A 16127-nucleotide genomic window follows, 5' to 3' on the forward strand; every position below is an offset into this window, starting at 1 on the left:
CTGCACGCGTGCCTACGTTGTTTCGACGCTCAGGGTGATGCCCAGCGCGGCGATGTCGTCAGGTTCGCCATCCAGGTCCGCGCGCAGCAACGGACGTGCCTGCAGCCAGCGTTGGGCAAAGGTCAGCGTCAGGCAATCCGCGCTGGCATGAGCGTCGAGTTGCGGAATCGGGTCGGCCTCATGCGCGCGGTGGATCAGCACAGCCAGCCGAAGCAACGCCGAGGTGTGGCGAACGGCGGGCAGCAGGCGGTCGGGCAGGGCGTCGAACACGTGCTTGGGGATCTTTCGCCGCTGGGTGCGTACCAGCGCCGCCAGGAACTGCTGCTGCTGGCGCGAAAAACCGGCAATGTCGGTGTACTCGACTACATAGGCGCTGTGCACGTGGTACTGGCTGTGGGCGATCGTCAGCCCCAACTCGTGCAGGCGCGCCGCCCGGACCAGCATCAGCCGGTCGTCGACGTCCAGTTGCCAGGCCTGCGCGAGCTGATCGAACAGCCGCAGCGCGGTTGCCTCCACGCGCGCGGCCTGGGCGGTGTCGATCCCGTAGCGCACCATCAGGGCAGCCACCGAGGCGTCGCGCGGATCATCCGCGCCGCCGCGACCGATCATGTCGTGCAACACGCCCTCGCGCAGCGCGGCCTTGCTGGTCGCCAGTCGCTGCAAGCCGAGCGCATCGAAAGCCGCTTCCAACACCAGCACGCCCCCGGCAATCACCTCGCGGCGCTCGCTGGACAGCCCGGGTAGCTTGATCGCATCGATCCTGCCGGCCTGCAGCAAGCGGTCGCGTACCTGGGGCAGGGCATCGACGAGGATGGCGCCCTTGCTCAATTTCATGGCGGCGCAGATCTCACCGATGGCCTTGTTGGTGCCGGAAGTGCCGATCGCATCATCCCAACCCACAGCGCGGTAGGTGGAGGCGAACTGCTGGAACTCGGCGGTGACCTCGATCAACGCCTCGCGCCAGCGCTTTTCGGTGAGCTTTCCGTCGCCGAAATAGCGCCGCGTGGTGGCAACACAACCCAGTTGCAGGCTCTCGCGTTCGATCGCCTCGAAGCCGCTGCCGATGATGCATTCGGTGGAGCCGCCACCGATGTCGAGCACCAGTCGCAACTGGCCTGGCTTGGAAGGTTGCGCGTGGGCGACACCCAGGTAGATCAGTCGCGCTTCCTCGCGGCCGGCGACCACTTCGATCCCGTGGCCCAGGGCGCTTTCGGCCGGCATCAGGAACGCCTGCGGGACGGCGAGGCGGCGCACGGTATTGGTCGCGATTGCGCGTACCCGCTGTGGTGGGATGTCGCGGATGCGCTGGCCAAAACGCGACAGACACGCGTAGGCACGTTGGCGGACCTCGGCCGATAGCGCGCCGCGGCCATCCAGGCCTTCGGCCAGCCGTACGCTCTCGCGCAGGCGGTCGACGACCCGCAGCTGTCCCAGCAGATACTGGGCAACCACCATGTGGAAGCTGTTGGAGCCCAGGTCGATCGCGGCCAGCAGGTCGCCATCGCGTAACGGCATGGCCGCGGTCGGGAAGATGTCCGGCATGTCGCGGTGATCCCTGGTCAGCACAGCTTGGCCAACAGGCAAGCCTGGGCCGAATGGGGTGGTTGATGGTCGGGCCGCGGCACCCGCGCGTAGTCACCATCGGACTGCAACGACCAGGCGTTGAGGTTGTCGTCCAGGTAGTTGTTCAGGGTTTCGTCGAACACCCGCTCGGCCAGACCCGGATCGAGGATCGGAAAGCAGGTCTCGACCCGCCGCAGCAAGTTGCGCTCCAGCCAGTCGGCGCTGGCGCAGAACAGTTCTGGCTGGCCATCATTGCCGAACCAGTAGACCCGGCCATGCTCCAGGAATCGCCCGACGATGGAACGCACCCGGATGTTCTCGCTGACGCCCGGCACACCCGGGCGCAGAGTGCAGGCGCCGCGCACGATGAGGTCGATCTGCACGCCCGCCTGCGATGCGCGATACAGCGCGCGTATCACCCGAGGCTCATTGAGTGCGTTCATCCGGGCGATGATCCGGCCGGGCTTGCCCGCCCGCGCATTCGCGGTTTCGCGATCGATCCGTTGCAGTACCCCGGCATGCAAGGTGAAAGGCGATTGCAACAGGAGCTTGAGGGTCATCGACGGCGCCAGTCCGGACAGCTGCTGGAAGATCAGGTGGACGTCGTTGCCGATCTCCGGGTGGGCCGTGATCAGGCCGATGTCGGTGTAAAGCCGGGCCGTGCCGGCGTGGTAGTTGCCGGTGCCCAGGTGCACGTAACGACGCAACTTCCGGCCTTCGCGCCGGACCACCAGCAGCATCTTGGCGTGGGTCTTGTAACCGACCACGCCGTAGACGACCTGCACCCCGGCTTCTTGCAGGCGGTCGGCGAAACCCAGGTTGGCCTCTTCGTCAAAACGTGCACGCAACTCGACCACGGCGGTGACGTCCTTGCCGTTGCGGGCGGCCTGGATCAGCGCCTCCACGATCGAGGAATCCTTGCCCGAGCGGTACAGGGTCTGCTTGATCGCCAGTACTGCCGGGTCCTCGGCCGCCTGGCGCAGCATGTCCAGCACCGGCGTGAACGCATCGAAGGGGTGGTGCAGCAGCACGTCATTTTTGGCCACGGTGGCAAAAATGCGATCGCTGCCGGGTAGCTGACGCGGCTGGAATGGCGGGAATTTCAGGTCGGGGCGCTCGACCAGGTCGTACACCTGGATCACACGGTTGAGGTTGACCGGGCCTTTTATCCGGTAGACCGCATTGGCGGGCAGGTCGAACTTGTCCAGCAGGTTGCGCACGATCGGGGCCGGACATTGCTCGGCGATCTCCAACCGCACCGCGCGCAGGTAGCCACGGCCAACCAGTTCGTCGCGCAGGGCCAGGGCGATGTTGTCCACCTCCTCCTCGTCGACCAACAGCTCGGAATTGCGGGTGACCCGGAACTGGTATGCGCCCTTGATCTCCATTCCCGGGAACAACTCGCCAACGAAGCTCGACAGCACCGCCGACAGGAACACGAAGTCATTCGACCCGCCGCTGATCTTCTGCGGGACCTGGATGATTCGTGGCAGCGAGCGCGGTGCACGCACGATCGCCAGGTCGCCCTTGCGGCCGAATGCATCCTGGCCGCTCAACACCACCACGATATTGAGCGACTTGTTGAGGATTTTCGGGAACGGGTGTGCCGGATCCAGCCCCAGCGGCGACAGTACCGGCATGACTTCATTGCGGAAGTACGCGCGCAGCCAGCGGGTTTGACGAGCATTCCAGCTGCCGCGGGCTAGGACCCGTACGCCAGCGGCATCGAGTTGCGGTCGCAACACCGTGTTCCAGCAATCGTACTGGGCGTCGACCAGTTCGGCGGCACGGTCATGGATGCGCGCCAGTACCGCGTTTGGCGACAGGCCATCGGGGCCGGCGACCAGTCCCAGGTCCTGTGCGTGCTGCAAGGTGCCGGCACGGATCTCGAAGAACTCGTCCAGGTTGGTGCAACTGATGCACAGGTATTTGAGGCGCTCCAACAAGGGCACCTGCGAATCCTGCGCCTGTGCGAGCACCCGGAAGTTGAAGTCCAGTTGGGACAATTCGCGATTGAAGTACAGCGACGGGTCCCGAAGCGGGTCGTTGTCGGCCACGTCGGTATACAGGCCCACGTCGAGCGGCGCGTGCTCGGGCGCGACCTGGTCCAGCGGGATGTGCGTGGGCGGTGTGGGCTCGCCTTTCCGGTCTTCCGGCGCCGGGTTGGCCGGCAAGCGGTCATTGGCTGGGGTATTCATGCATGCAACTCGTTGGCGTGCTGGCCGCCGCGTGATGTCTCGCGCGGAAGTACCCGCTCCGCGCCGAAGTGGCAGGCAAAGATACTGCCACGGCCGACCTCGCTGGTGATCTCCAGGCGCGCCTGGTGGAGCTGCAGTATGTGCTTGACGATGGCCAGCCCCAGGCCGGTACCACCGCTCTCGCGCGAGCGGCTGGTCGAGACCCGGTAGAAGCGCTCGGTGATTCGTGGCAAGTGTGCTGCCGGAATTCCGTAACCGCTGTCGCGAACTTCAAGCACGATTCCATCCGACACGAGTCCAGCCGGCACGATCCGCTGCGGCGCGACATCGAGTCCCGGACTGGATGCACGGGTGGTGCGCAAGCAGATCACCACCTCCCCGCCGGCTGGCGTGTAACGCACCGCGTTGCTTACCAGGTTGGAGAACGCGCTGTGCAATTCCTTGCCCGATCCCAGCAGGTCCAGGCCCGCGCTGTCATCCACGCTGATGTGATGCCTGCCCTGGCTCAGTGCGACGGCCTCGCGCTTGAGGGTGGTCAGCATCGCGTCCATCGATACCGGTTCTTCCACCGGCAAGCTGTCCTGCGACTCCAGCCGTGACAAGGTCAACAGGTCTTCGACCAGCTGCGCCATGCGTTGCGACTGGCGTTGCATCTCGGTGAATATGGGCGCCAACTCCGGGTGCTCGTCCTGCTCGATCATGTCCAGGTACCCATGGATGACGGTCAACGGGGTACGCAGCTCGTGGGAGACATTGGCGACGAAGTCCCGGCGCATCTGCTCCAACTGCAGCAATCGGCTGACGTCGCGCGCGACCAGCAACCACAGGTTCTCCGAATACGGGATCAGGCGCAGGCTCAGGCGCATCGATGGACGGGTCGGGGCTGCTACCTCAAGCGACTCGGCATGGCGACCGGCCGCGAGCCAGTGGGCAAGCGGCAACGGTTGCATCCGTTGCACCAGTGGCAGGCCGATATCGACGGGGTAATGCAGTCCCAGCAATGGCGAACTGGACTCGTTGAACCACAGTATCCGCTGACTGTTGCGATCGACCACCACGATGGCATCTGGCAGCGCGGCGGCCGCGGCGCGATAGGCGCGCAACATCTCCACCAGCCGTCGCTTGCGGCCGCGCATTTCGGCTTGGCCGCGGTACAGCATCCGGTCCAGTTCGTTCCACGGGCCAGGTCCGCCGGGCGGCGGCTGCCGCAGGCGCGCGCTCAGTCGTGACAGCACCCGGTGCAGACGCCAGTAATGCCAGCCCACCAGGGTCAGCGCGGCCACGGTCACGACCGGCCACGGATAACCGATTGCCAAGCCAAACGCGGCCGTAATGGCAAGGAAAAGGCACAGCAGGCCAATCGTGCGGAACCAGGCAGTGCGTACGCGCGAAGTCATGGCCTGAGTATCCAACAGATGATGTTGTGGTGCAGCGCAGGGCGGTCAGACCCGCCCATTACCGCGTCAACAGTCGGCGGACACGGAAAACCGGTATCCGGTGCCGCGGACGGTCTGGATCATGCCGTCCAGCGTGTACGGCTCCAGGGTCTTGCGCAGGCGGCGGATGTGCACGTCCACGGTGCGCTCCTCCACGTATACGCTGCCGCCCCAGACATGATCCAGCAGCTGGCTGCGCGAATACACCCGCTCGGCGTGAGTCATGAAGAAGTGCAAAAGGCGATACTCGGTGGGTCCGATCTGTACCGGTTGTTCCTCGCCGCCGACAGTGGCGAAGACGCGATGGGCGGCACCGTCGATACGCAGTGATCCGGCACGGATACTGCCGTCCTCGTCATCCTCGCGCGAGCGACGCAGTACCGCACGGATACGGGCCAACAGCTCACGGGCCGAAAACGGCTTGACCACGTAGTCGTCGACACCGGCCTCCAGGCCGCCGACACGGTCGTTCTCCTCACCACGGGCGGTCAACATGATGATCGGCACCTCCCGGGTCAACGCGTCCTTGCGCCAGCGTCGCGCCAGTTCCAGGCCGCTGGTTCCGGGCAGCATCCAGTCCAGCAGGATCAGGTCGGGCACGCGGTCGGCGATCGCGGCCTGGGCCTGGCGCGCATCACCGGCATGAACCGGGTTGTAGTCCCCCTTGCGCAGGGCAAAGGCGACCATGTCCCGGATCGCGGGCTCGTCTTCAACAATCAGGATGTTCTTCTGCACGGCTCACCAGTGACGAGGAGTGGGCGCCGGGATCGGTTGGTCATCGACCGTGGATCCCGGAGTCACCCCAGTACACTACCGTTTAGTTACAGGCGCATGACAGCGTCTTGCCGCGGCCTGCCTTGCCTAGCGGCGGTCAAATACCTGGTCGTGGATGCCCTGACGATGGAGCTCCAGCACAATGGGTGTGATCTGGGCGATTCGCGCCTCGATCCTGGCGCGGGCGTAGTAATCAACCTCGGGGCGCTTTTTCAGGGTGTTCAGCTGGACCAGCGCCTGTTCGGCCCTGCCGCTCAGGAACGTCGCTTCGGCATAGGCTTCGCCGGCGCGGATCGGCTCGCCGGCGATCTCGCTGGCGCGGGCGAACGTGTGCTGGAAGGCCGGATCCGTCGCCGAGCGTGACAGCAGCGGCCGCAGTATTGCCTGGGCGCGCTTGCCGGCATCGACCGTGTTGCGCTCCAGCAGGGCGTCGGCCCAGGTCAGCGCAACGGCGCGGTTGTTGGGCGCGCGTCGGAGCAGCTCGCCAAAACGTGCGTCGGCGGCCTCCTGGTGACCGCTGCGCGATTCCGCTTCCGCCAGCCCAAGGCTCAACCACAGCTCGCCCGGCCGTTCCGTCAGCAAGCTCGTCAGCAGCTTGGCGGCCGCCGCCGGTTCATTGGCGCGCAATCGTGCGATGGCCAGTCCATAACGCTGCGCCTCGTCCAGCGTGCCGCGCTTGGTCATCTGCTCGTATTCGCGGATTGCCGCGCGCGGGCTGTCGGCGCTGAGCACGCGCAGGCGCTCCTGGGCAAAACCAAACAGGCCCGTGCCCTTGCCGCTGTGCGCCGGCGCGCCGATCGTCAGGCCGTCGGGCAACAATGGGTTGTCGGTCGCGATCGGGCTGGCCAGGAAGCCGCCCGGCGATTCTTCGACCCGGCCCGCCCGCGCTTTCGCCTCGCTGATGCGGGTGGTCGTGACCGGGTGGGTCATCAGGTAGCCGGGGATGTCGTAGGCGCCGGCCGCATTGACCCGTGATTTCGCCTGCATGGTGGTGAAGAAGTCGGCCATTGCCAGCGGGTCGTAACCGGCGCGGGCGAGGGTCTGGATACCGATCCGGTCGGCCTCGTGTTCATTGGAACGGGTGTAGTTGATCTGGCGCTGCTGGGCCAGGCCCATCGCCGAAACGATTGCCGCCTGGGTCGCTTCGCCGGATGAGTCGCCCCCGGCCGCCTGGGCCGCCACGACCGCCCCCAGCATCGCCAGCAGGATCGGCAACTGGTCGCGCTGGGCCCGCTCGACCCCGCGCAGCACGTGCTGCTGGGTGACGTGGGAAATCTCGTGGGCCATTACCCCGGCGACTTCATCCTCGCGCTCGGCCGCCAGCACCAGCCCGGCGTTGACGCCGATATAGCCGCCGAGCGTGGCAAACGCGTTGATCTGGCGATCACTCATCATGAAAAACGTGAAGGGCTGTTGCGGGCGGTCGCTGCTGGCGCCCAGCCGGGTACCAAGCGAAGTGAGCCAGCTGTCCACCAGAGGATCGGCCAGGATGTAGTCGTAGTGGCGCAGTTGCGCCAACATCATCGCGCCGTATTCCTCCTGCTGGTGGGGCGTCAGCAGTTCACCGGCGGAGGAGCCGATGTCCGGCAAGGAGTCCTGCGCAGGCGCGCAGACACTGGCCAAGGCCAATGTGACGGCGGTGGAAAGCACGATGATGCGGCGCAAGCGGAACTCCTGGGACCGGCCACCGTTGCATGGCCGAAGGGTCGATAATGGCAGCATGCCGATGATCGGGCCGGGCCGAATGAATCCGCGGTTAATTGGCCTGAACGATGCGCCGGGGGCTGCGGGTGCCGCCGACTTGCGAACACGGGCTGTTGAACCCATCTCCCAATTGCCTGCGTGGCAAAGCGATGGCAATGGGTTGGACAATGCCCGTTCGCCGGAGTTCACCCCCCGGGCCCGTTGCATCCGGATTTTGCCTACACCGAATTCACCACAGGAGAACCGACTTGAGCACCGACTTGAACCAGGTTGACCCCGCTTCCAACCCGATCGTGATCTACACCAGCGCGACCTGCTCGTACTGCGTCGCCGCCAAGAACTTCCTCAAGAGCAAGGGTCGCGAGTGGACCGAGGTCCGCATTGACCTGGATTCCGCTGCCCGCGAGAAAATGATGGGTTTGACCAAGCGCACCAGCGTGCCGCAGATCTTCGTCGGCGACACCCATGTGGGCGGCTTCGACGAGATGATGGCGCTGCAGCGCGAGGGCAAGCTGGAGCCCTTGCTGGATGGCGCCGCGTAGCGGATTCACTGACGATATCTGGTGGCTGGCGCCCTCCGGGCGCCCATCGAATGGGTGCTTGCGGCATAATTGCAGGGATAACCACCCGGCGCAGCGTCTTGCACGGCGCGCCCATCAGATGGAAGAAGACCCCCAATGACACAGACAATCACGGTGATCCGTGGCGACGGCATCGGTCCTGAAATCATGGACGCCACCCTGTACGTGCTCGACGCGATGAAGCTTGGGCTGCAGTACGAGTTTGCCGATGCTGGCCTGGTCGCGATGGAAAAGACCGGCGAGCTGCTGCCAGCGGCGACCATGGACTCGATCCGCAAGAACCGCGTTGCCCTGAAGAGCCCGCTGACCACTCCCGTCGGCGGCGGTTTTTCCTCGATCAACGTCGAGTTGCGCAAGCGCTTCGACCTGTACGCCAACGTGCGGCCGGCCAAGTCCTTCCCCAATACCAGGTCGCGCTTCCCGACCGGCGTGGACGTAATCACCGTACGCGAGAATACCGAGGGCGCCTACAGCGCCGAAGGGCAGGAAACCGCGGCTGACGGCCAGAGCGCGACCTCGATCACCCGCACCACCCGCAAGGGTTCGGAGCGGATCGTGCGTTATGCGTTCGAGCTGGCGGTCAAGACCGGACGCAAGAAGGTCACCGTGGTGCACAAGGCCAATATCCTCAAGTCGACCTCGGGCCTGTTCCTGAAGACCGCGCGTGAAGTCGCCGCGCAGTTCCCGCAGATCGAGTGCGAGGAAATGATCGTCGACAACACCTGCATGCAATTGGTGATGCGCCCGGAACAGTTCGACGTGATCGTGACCACCAACCTGTTCGGTGACATCATCTCCGACCTGTGCGCCGGCCTGATTGGCGGCCTGGGGCTGACTCCGGGTGCCAACATCGGTGCCGATGCGGCGATCTTCGAGGCCGTGCACGGCACCGCGCCCGATATCGCCGGACAGGGCAAGGCGAACCCGTGCGCGCTGTTGATGGGTGCCTCCCAGATGCTTGACCACCTGGGCATGACCGACAAGGCGGTAGCGATCCGCGCGGCGATCGTGGCGACCCTGGAGGCCGGTGACAACCTGACTGCCGACCTGGGTGGCAGCGGCACCACCATGGGCTTTGCCAAGGCGATCGCCAGCCGGCTGTGATCCAACCAGATTTTTTTTAGTCCGTCGTGTTGATTCGGACCCAGCGGGGCGTCTTGGACGCCCCGCTTTTTTATGTCTGGCCACTTTTTATGTTCGGGTGGTGATATCCAGCATTCCATCCCTGTGCTCGACAGCCGTCGGAGCAGCCGGCACACTTCGCGATTGATTATTCCATCCGAATAAAGCGATGAATGACTCCCCACCTACCGTGGCCACGGCGTCTCCCAGCGCACTGGCGCTGACCCCGTTGCTGTTGTTCCTCGTGTTGTTCTTCGGCGCCGGCCTGTATTTCACCGCGCAGGGCGAAGCGATGGGCTTCTACCAGTTGCGCGCCCCGGTCGCGATTTTGCCGGCGTTGGCGCTCGGTGCCTGGTTGGCCTGGCGCCGCGGGATCAAGCCGGTCGACACCCTGCTGGAGGGGATGGGCCACAGCAACGTGATGCTGATGGTGCTGGTGTTCCTGCTGGCGGGCGCGTTTGCCACCGTGACCAGGGCGATCGGCGCGGTCGATGCGGTGGTTGCGCTTGGCCTGGGCGCATTGCCGCCGGCGATGATCCTGCCAGGGTTGTTCCTGGTCGCCAGCTTCGTCTCACTGTCGATCGGCACCTCGATGGGTACGATCGCCGCGGTGGTGCCGATCTCGATTGGCCTGGCTGATGCCGCCGGACTCGACAAGGCGCTGGTGCTGGGCGCGGTGGTCGGCGGCGCCATGTTCGGCGACAACCTGTCGATCATTTCCGACACGACCATCGCCGCGACCCGCAGCCAGGGGTGCCGGATGAGCGACAAGTTCCGGGAGAACTTCAAGATTGCGTTGCCGGCGGCGCTGGCGACGGCCGCACTGCTGGCGGTGGTCGGTGACGCCGCGCCAATCAGTGCGCCCGAAGCCGCCACGGTCTGGCTGGTGCTGCCGTACCTGGTGGTGCTGGTACTCGCCCTGATAGGGCTCGATGTGGTGCTGGTGCTTGGCTTGGGGCTGTTGGTGGCCGGCGTGTTCGGTTACGTGCTGGCCGACGGTTATGACGTGATCAGCTTTGCCAGCGACATCTATGCCGGCTTCGAGAGCATGGTCGAAATCACCCTGTTGTCGATCCTGATTGGTGGCCTGGCGGCGCTGATCAAGGCCAATGGTGGGCTGGATTGGCTCGCCGCGACCATTGCCCGGTTTGCCGGCGGGCACACCGGCCGTCGCGCCGGTGAAATCAGCATTGCGGCTCTGGCCGCCGGCGGCGACGCGCTCACCGCCAACAACACGGTCGCGATCCTGGTCAGCGGCGATCTCGCCAGGGACATCGCCCAGCGCCACGGCATCCCCCCGCGCCGGGCGGCCAGCGTGCTCGACATCTTTTCCTGCGTCGTCCAGGGCGTGCTGCCCTACGGCGCGCAGATCCTGCTGGCTGGCTCGCTGGCCGGGCTGTCGCCGTTGCTGATCGCCGGCAAGGTCTGGTACTGCTGGCTGCTGGCGCTGGTCGCGGTCGGCTTCATATTGTGGCCAGGCCGGGGCAGGGGAGCTGGCTGACGGACACGAAAAAGGGGTGCCGAAGCACCCCCTCTTTCGTATCGGTGGGAGCTGTGATCAGCGTGACTGCAGCTTCGACAGCAGTCGCAGGAACTCGATGTACAGCCACACCAGGGTGACGATCAGGCCGAACGCGCCATACCACTCCATGTATTTTGGCGCGCCCTTCTCGATGCCGGCCTCGATGAAGTCGAAGTCCATCACCAGGTTCAATGCCGCGATCACCACCACCACCAGGCTGAAGCCGATCCCGACCAGGCCCGACTCGTGGATCAGCGGGATCTGTATGCCGAACATGCCCAACACCATGCTGGCCAGGTAGACCAGGAAGATGCCGCCGGTCGCGGCGACCAGGCCCATCTTGAAGTTCTCCGTCACCTTGATCAGCCCGGAGCGATAGGCGAACAACATCGCGAACAGGGTGCCGAAGGTCAGCATCACGGCCTGCATTACGATGCCTTCGTACAGATAGCTGTACTGCGCCGAGATCGCACCCAGGAACAATCCCTCGACCAGGGCATACAGAGGTGCGCTGATCGGTGCCCACTCCTTCTTGAAGATGGTGACCATCGCCAGCACCAGGCCGCCGATCAGACCACCCCATATGTAGGGCCCCGCGCCAACGATCCCTGCCGGGGTCGCCACCTGGCTCCAGGCGAATGCGGCCGTCAACACACACAGCAACAGCAGCAGGCCGGTCTTGTTGACCGTCCCGTTCAGGGTCATTACGTTGCCATCGTCGCGAACGATCGCGCCGCTGCCAAGATCGAGGAAGGTCGACTCCTTGAGAGCCGGATTGCCACTACGGATCATGCAAGCCCCCTGGGGCGTTTTTATCGGTAACCCAGCATACACGCAGCAAGCGCGTTTGAAGTTGACAGCAGCACAACCGGGGCACAGAATGGCCGGCCTTCTGCAGCGCCGCGTGCGTTTGCCGAAGCCCGGATCGGGGCATAGCGCAGTCTGGTAGCGCATCTGGTTTGGGACCAGAGGGTCGGGGGTTCGAATCCCTCTGCCCCGACCACTTGGTAAACGGCGCCGGTATCATGTTCGCAGGCGCCCGTAGCTCAACCGGATAGAGCACTAGCCTTCTAAGCCAGTGGTTGCAGGTTCGAGTCCTGCCGGGCGCACCAGTCATGCGACAATAGCTTCACGTTTTTGCTGTGGTGGATGTAGCTCAGTTGGTTAGAGCATCGGATTGTGATTCCGAGGGTCGCGGGTTCGAGTCCCGTCTTCCACCCCACTGTTTTTTGCACGGATTGTTCCTGTACAATTTCGTGCCGCACAAGCTCCATGCAGTAGTGCCACGTCACAGCGGGCCGTTAGCTCAGTTGGTAGAGCAGTTGACTCTTAATCAATAGGTCGAAGGTTCGAATCCTTCACGGCCCACCAGTAATATCAGGCACTCGGGATCGCTCCGGGTGCCTTTTTTCTTTGCCTCCCAGCGAAAGTGGCGGAATTGGTAGACGCCCTGGCTTTAGGTGCCAGTGAGGGTGACCTCGTGGGGGTTCGAGTCCCCCCTTTCGCACCAATGCAGCGCAATCGGGTTGTCGACGCGCCCGCGTGCAGTCGGCCCAAAAGACTGGCAGCGACGGCCCAAATCCGCCAGACTATTACGTTACGCTGCTTGCGGGGCCTCGGCCTTCGGTGGCCGCAGATCAACCTTATCGTGCCGTGGCGGTTGCCGCGGTGTCAGGAGTGAATATGCAAGTTTCGGTCGAATCGCTCGGTACCCTTGAACGCCGCATGACCTTCAATCTCCCGGCCGACCGGTTCGAGAGCGAGGTGGGTGGCCGCCTGCGCGAGATCGCGCGTGGCGCAAAGATCAAGGGTTTCCGCCCCGGCAGGATTCCGGCCAAGGTGATCGAGCAGCGCTTCGGCAAGCAGGTTCGCGCCGAGGTGCTCGACGGCCTGGTGCGCTCGAGCTTCGGCGAGGCGGTACGCGAGCAATCGTTGCAGATTGCCGGTAACCCGGCCATCGAGCCGGTCAGCGACGCGGATGACCTGGCGTACGTCGCGACCTTCGAGGTGGTGCCGGACTTCGGTGATGTCGACGTGGCAAAGCTCAACGTCACGCGCCATACCTCGGAGGTGAAGGACGCCGATATCGACACCATGATCGCCAACCTGCGCCTGCAGCGGCGCACCTGGGACGTGGTCGAGCGCGGCGCAAAGCCCGATGACGCGGTGGAACTGGAGACGTTCTCCACCGTCGATGGCGAGCGGATGCCGGCCGAGGGTGTCGAGCGCGGGACCACCGTTATCGGGTCCGGCACGATGATGCCGGCGATCGAGTCGGCCCTGGTGGGAATGAAGGCGGGCGAACAGAAGCAGGCGCAGATCGACTTCCCGGCCGATTGGCGGGTGCCGCAGTTTGCCGGCAAGACGGTTGCCGTCGACCTGAAGGTGGGCAAGGTGTCGGAGCCGAACCTGCCGGAAGTGGACGAGGCATTCATCAAGAGCTTCGGCATCAACAGTGGCGAGCCGGAGCAGTTCCGCAGCGACATCCGCAGCAACCTGGAGCGCGAGCTCAAGGGTGCGCTGATGAACCGCCTGCGGCGCGAGGTGGGCGAGCAGTTGGTCGCCGCCTACTCGGAAACGGAGATGCCCCCCAAGCTGGTCGAGAACGAGGCGCGCGACATGGCCAACCAGGCCCTGGAGCAGGCGCGCCGCCAGGGCGGCAACGTCGAGTTGCCCGCCGATGCCCATCAGCGGTTCCTGGAGCCTGCTCGCAAGCGGGTCCTGGTGGGCCTGCTGGTCGGGGAGGTCGCGCGTCGCAACGAGCTCAAGCTGGATCCCAAACGGGTCAACGAGACGCTCAACCTGATTGCCTCCACCTACGAGGAGCCGCAGCAGGTGATCGAGCTGTACCGCAATGATCGCCAGCTGATGTCCGGTTTGCAGGGCCGGGTGATGGAGGAGCAGGTGATCGACTGGATCGCCGAGCGTGCGCAGCACACCGAGCAGCCACTGGCCTTCACCGACGCGATCCGCCAGTAGTATTCCCCGGCGCGTCTTGCGCTTTGGCCTGGTCGGCCCCAAGTCGACTGGGCCAACTCCTACAACAGCAGCCAAGGTTCGTCTCGATGGATAACAAGACCCAAGCCCTCAACCTCGTTCCGATGGTGGTCGAACAGACCAGCCGCGGCGAGCGCGCCTATGACATCTATTCGCGGCTGCTGAAGGAGCGGGTGATCTTCCTGGTCGGTCCGATCGACGACCACGTGGCGAACGTCATCGTTGCCCAGATGCTGTTCCTGGAGGCCGAGAACCCTGAAAAGGACATCAGCCTCTACATCAACTCACCCGGTGGTGTGGTCACCGCCGGCATGGCGATCTACGACACCATGCAGTACATCCGCCCGGACGTGAGCACGATCTGCGTCGGCCAGGCGGCCTCGATGGGGGCGCTGTTGCTGGCATCGGGCGCGAAGGGCAAGCGTTACGCACTGCCCAACTCGCGGGTGATGATCCACCAGCCGCTCGGCGGCTTCCAGGGCCAGGCCAGCGACATCGAGATCCACGCCCGCGAGATCCTGGCGTTGAAGCAGAAGCTCAATGAGGTGCTGTCCAGGCACACCGGCCAGGCGCTGGAGACGATTGCGCGTGATACCGAACGTGACAACTTCAAGGGCGCCGAGGCAGCGCGCGACTATGGGTTGATCGACGAGGTGTTGGAGCGGCGCCCGGAAGAGTCGATCCAGGCCAATTGACCGCACGATCCGCATCCCGCAGATGGCGCCCGGCCGAGTTTGGATGGGCCGCTAACCCGCTGATTCCCGGACGATTTATTAGCACGGAACCACGCCGGAAGCGGCTTGGTACGCTGTGCTATTCTCGGGCCGAAGCACTCTGGCTATGCCGCGACGCGATGGTCGCGCCACGGCGTATCCGGCAAATGATCATTCAGGCAAGCGCATGACCGATGACCGACAGGGCCGGAGCACCGGCGACAGCAACAAAATTCTCTATTGCTCGTTCTGTGGCAAGAGCCAGCATGAGGTGCGCAAGCTGATTGCGGGCCCCAGCGTGTTCGTCTGCGACGAATGCGTGGAGCTGTGCAACGACATCATCCGCGAGGAGCTTGAGGAGAAGGCCCAATCGGCGCGCAGCCACCTGCCCAAGCCGAAGGAGATCCTGGAGGTCCTGAACGAGTATGTGATCGGCCAGATGCGCGCCAAGCGCACCCTCGCGGTCGCGGTGTACAACCATTACAAGCGCATCGAGAGCCGGCAGAAGAACGACGACGTCGAGCTGGCCAAGTCCAACATCCTGCTGGTCGGTCCCACCGGCTCAGGCAAGACATTGCTGGCTGAGACGCTGGCGCGGATGCTCAACGTGCCGTTCACGATGGCCGATGCTACGACCCTGACCGAAGCCGGGTATGTCGGCGAAGATGTCGAGAACATCATCCAGAAGCTGCTGCAAAAGTGCGACTACGATGTCGACAAGGCGCAGCAGGGCATCGTCTACATCGACGAGATCGACAAGATCTCGCGCAAGTCCGACAACCCGTCCATCACCCGGGACGTCTCGGGCGAGGGTGTGCAGCAGGCATTGCTGAAGCTGATCGAGGGCACCGTGGCCAGCGTGCCGCCGCAGGGCGGGCGCAAGCACCCGCAGCAGGAATTCCTGCAGGTCGATACCCGCAACATCCTGTTTATCGTCGGCGGTGCGTTCGCCGGGCTGGACAAGATCATCCAGCAGCGCAGCACCGAGGCCGGCGGGATTGGCTTTGGCGCCAAGGTCAAGTCCAGCGAGCGCAAGATCGAGATCGGCAAGGTGCTGGCCGAAGTTGAACCCGAGGACCTGATCAAGTTCGGCCTGATTCCCGAGTTCGTCGGCCGGCTGCCGGTGGTGGCGACGCTGGAGGAGCTGGACGAAGCGGCGCTGATCACGATCCTGACCGAGCCCAAGAACGCGATCACCAAGCAGTTCAGGAAGCTGTTCGACATGGAAGGAGTTGAGCTTGAATTCCGTCCCGACGCCCTGGTCTCGATCGCGCGCAAGGCGCTCAAGCGCAAGACCGGCGCGCGCGGACTGCGCACGATCGTCGAGTCGGCGTTGCTGGACACGATGTACGAGTTGCCGTCGCTGGAGAACGTCAGCAAGGTCGTGGTGGATGAGTCCGTCATCGAGCACAAGACCGAGCCCTACCTGATTTACGAAGCGCCGCCGGTGGCGCCGCAGAAGGCAGCGGCGGGCGACTGAACCGGCGCAATCCCCGAGTTTCTCCAGATCAGCCGCT

The 16127-nt window shown here is 64.5% G+C and carries 12 protein-coding genes and 5 tRNA genes; 11 read left to right on the plus strand and 6 right to left on the minus strand.

Annotated features, from left to right (window positions below; genetic code table 11):
* Window positions 1-12: 12 nt before the first annotated feature.
* The 5 genes from ACW7G0_RS03115 to ACW7G0_RS03135 all read right to left on the minus strand — a co-directional run bounded on the left by ACW7G0_RS03115 (window position 13) and on the right by ACW7G0_RS03135 (window position 7636).
* Window positions 13-1542, minus strand: coding sequence for a Ppx/GppA phosphatase family protein (locus ACW7G0_RS03115; RefSeq protein ID WP_456987568.1), 1530 nt, complete (start codon window positions 1540-1542; stop codon window positions 13-15).
* A 17-nt stretch (window positions 1543-1559) separates the two neighbouring features.
* Window positions 1560-3680 carry a polyphosphate kinase 1 gene (gene ppk1 / locus ACW7G0_RS03120; RefSeq protein WP_456989436.1) on the minus strand — a complete coding sequence of 707 codons (2121 nt, stop codon included), beginning with the start codon at window positions 3678-3680 and terminating at the stop codon, window positions 1560-1562.
* 77 nt (window positions 3681-3757) lie between these two features.
* On the minus strand, window positions 3758-5158 hold the full coding sequence (locus tag ACW7G0_RS03125) for a phosphate regulon sensor histidine kinase PhoR (RefSeq protein ID WP_456987570.1): 1401 nt from the start codon (window positions 5156-5158) through the stop codon (window positions 3758-3760).
* Between the two features lie 66 nt (window positions 5159-5224).
* A complete protein-coding gene (gene phoB, locus ACW7G0_RS03130; RefSeq protein WP_456987571.1) occupies window positions 5225-5932 on the minus strand; it encodes a phosphate regulon transcriptional regulator PhoB in 708 nt (235 codons plus the stop codon).
* Between the two features lie 126 nt (window positions 5933-6058).
* Entirely contained in the window at window positions 6059-7636 is a 1578-nt protein-coding gene (locus ACW7G0_RS03135) for a M48 family metalloprotease (RefSeq protein ID WP_456987572.1), read from the minus strand.
* Between the two features lie 287 nt (window positions 7637-7923).
* Between ACW7G0_RS03135 and grxC the strand changes: the two genes are divergently transcribed.
* The 3 genes from grxC (at window position 7924) to ACW7G0_RS03150 (ending at window position 10879) form a co-directional block, all read left to right on the plus strand.
* Window positions 7924-8217 (plus strand): glutaredoxin 3, encoded by a 294-nt coding sequence (gene grxC / locus ACW7G0_RS03140; protein ID WP_456987573.1) that lies wholly within the window; start codon window positions 7924-7926, stop codon window positions 8215-8217.
* 135 nt (window positions 8218-8352) lie between these two features.
* Window positions 8353-9360 (plus strand): isocitrate dehydrogenase, encoded by a 1008-nt coding sequence (locus ACW7G0_RS03145; protein WP_456962051.1) that lies wholly within the window; start codon window positions 8353-8355, stop codon window positions 9358-9360.
* A 187-nt stretch (window positions 9361-9547) separates the two neighbouring features.
* Window positions 9548-10879, plus strand: a complete 1332-nt coding sequence (locus ACW7G0_RS03150; protein ID WP_456987574.1) for a Na+/H+ antiporter NhaC family protein — start codon at window positions 9548-9550, stop codon at window positions 10877-10879.
* 57 nt (window positions 10880-10936) lie between these two features.
* On the opposite strand, the gene ACW7G0_RS03155 is transcribed toward ACW7G0_RS03150, so the two are convergent.
* A complete protein-coding gene (locus ACW7G0_RS03155; protein ID WP_456987575.1) occupies window positions 10937-11692 on the minus strand; it encodes a Bax inhibitor-1/YccA family protein in 756 nt (251 codons plus the stop codon).
* 134 nt (window positions 11693-11826) lie between these two features.
* Here ACW7G0_RS03155 and ACW7G0_RS03160 point away from each other — a divergent pair.
* The 8 genes from ACW7G0_RS03160 (at window position 11827) to clpX (ending at window position 16090) form a co-directional block, all read left to right on the plus strand.
* Window positions 11827-11903 (plus strand) — tRNA-Pro (locus ACW7G0_RS03160).
* Window positions 11904-11935: 32 nt separating this feature from the next.
* Window positions 11936-12012: transfer RNA gene (locus ACW7G0_RS03165), tRNA-Arg, on the plus strand.
* 33 nt (window positions 12013-12045) lie between these two features.
* Window positions 12046-12122, plus strand: a tRNA-His gene (locus ACW7G0_RS03170).
* A 73-nt stretch (window positions 12123-12195) separates the two neighbouring features.
* Window positions 12196-12271, plus strand: a tRNA-Lys gene (locus ACW7G0_RS03175).
* A gap of 52 nt (window positions 12272-12323) precedes the next feature.
* Window positions 12324-12410: transfer RNA gene (locus ACW7G0_RS03180), tRNA-Leu, on the plus strand.
* Window positions 12411-12583: 173 nt separating this feature from the next.
* On the plus strand, window positions 12584-13879 hold the full coding sequence (gene tig / locus ACW7G0_RS03185; RefSeq protein ID WP_456987576.1) for a trigger factor: 1296 nt from the start codon (window positions 12584-12586) through the stop codon (window positions 13877-13879).
* Window positions 13880-13965: 86 nt separating this feature from the next.
* Window positions 13966-14592, plus strand: a complete 627-nt coding sequence (gene clpP / locus ACW7G0_RS03190; RefSeq protein ID WP_456962048.1) for an ATP-dependent Clp endopeptidase proteolytic subunit ClpP — start codon at window positions 13966-13968, stop codon at window positions 14590-14592.
* A gap of 205 nt (window positions 14593-14797) precedes the next feature.
* Window positions 14798-16090, plus strand: coding sequence for an ATP-dependent Clp protease ATP-binding subunit ClpX (gene clpX, locus ACW7G0_RS03195; RefSeq protein ID WP_456987577.1), 1293 nt, complete (start codon window positions 14798-14800; stop codon window positions 16088-16090).
* Window positions 16091-16127: the final 37 nt, after the last annotated feature.

Source organism: Lysobacter sp. A286 (genome assembly GCF_054052105.1).

Excerpts from the sequence above, each read along its gene's own strand:
- ACW7G0_RS03115 (WP_456987568.1), bottom strand. The coding sequence starts at position 1,542 with ATGCCGGACATCTTCCCGACCGCGGCCATGCCGTTACGCGATGGCGAC.
- ACW7G0_RS03125 (WP_456987570.1), bottom strand. The coding sequence starts at position 5,158 with ATGACTTCGCGCGTACGCACTGCCTGGTTCCGCACGATTGGCCTGCTG.
- ACW7G0_RS03145 (WP_456962051.1), top strand. The coding sequence starts at position 8,353 with ATGACACAGACAATCACGGTGATCCGTGGCGACGGCATCGGTCCTGAA.
- ACW7G0_RS03150 (WP_456987574.1), top strand. The coding sequence starts at position 9,548 with ATGAATGACTCCCCACCTACCGTGGCCACGGCGTCTCCCAGCGCACTG.
- ACW7G0_RS03155 (WP_456987575.1), bottom strand. The coding sequence starts at position 11,692 with ATGATCCGTAGTGGCAATCCGGCTCTCAAGGAGTCGACCTTCCTCGAT.
- tig (WP_456987576.1), top strand. The coding sequence starts at position 12,584 with ATGCAAGTTTCGGTCGAATCGCTCGGTACCCTTGAACGCCGCATGACC.
- clpP (WP_456962048.1), top strand. The coding sequence starts at position 13,966 with ATGGATAACAAGACCCAAGCCCTCAACCTCGTTCCGATGGTGGTCGAA.
- clpX (WP_456987577.1), top strand. The coding sequence starts at position 14,798 with ATGACCGATGACCGACAGGGCCGGAGCACCGGCGACAGCAACAAAATT.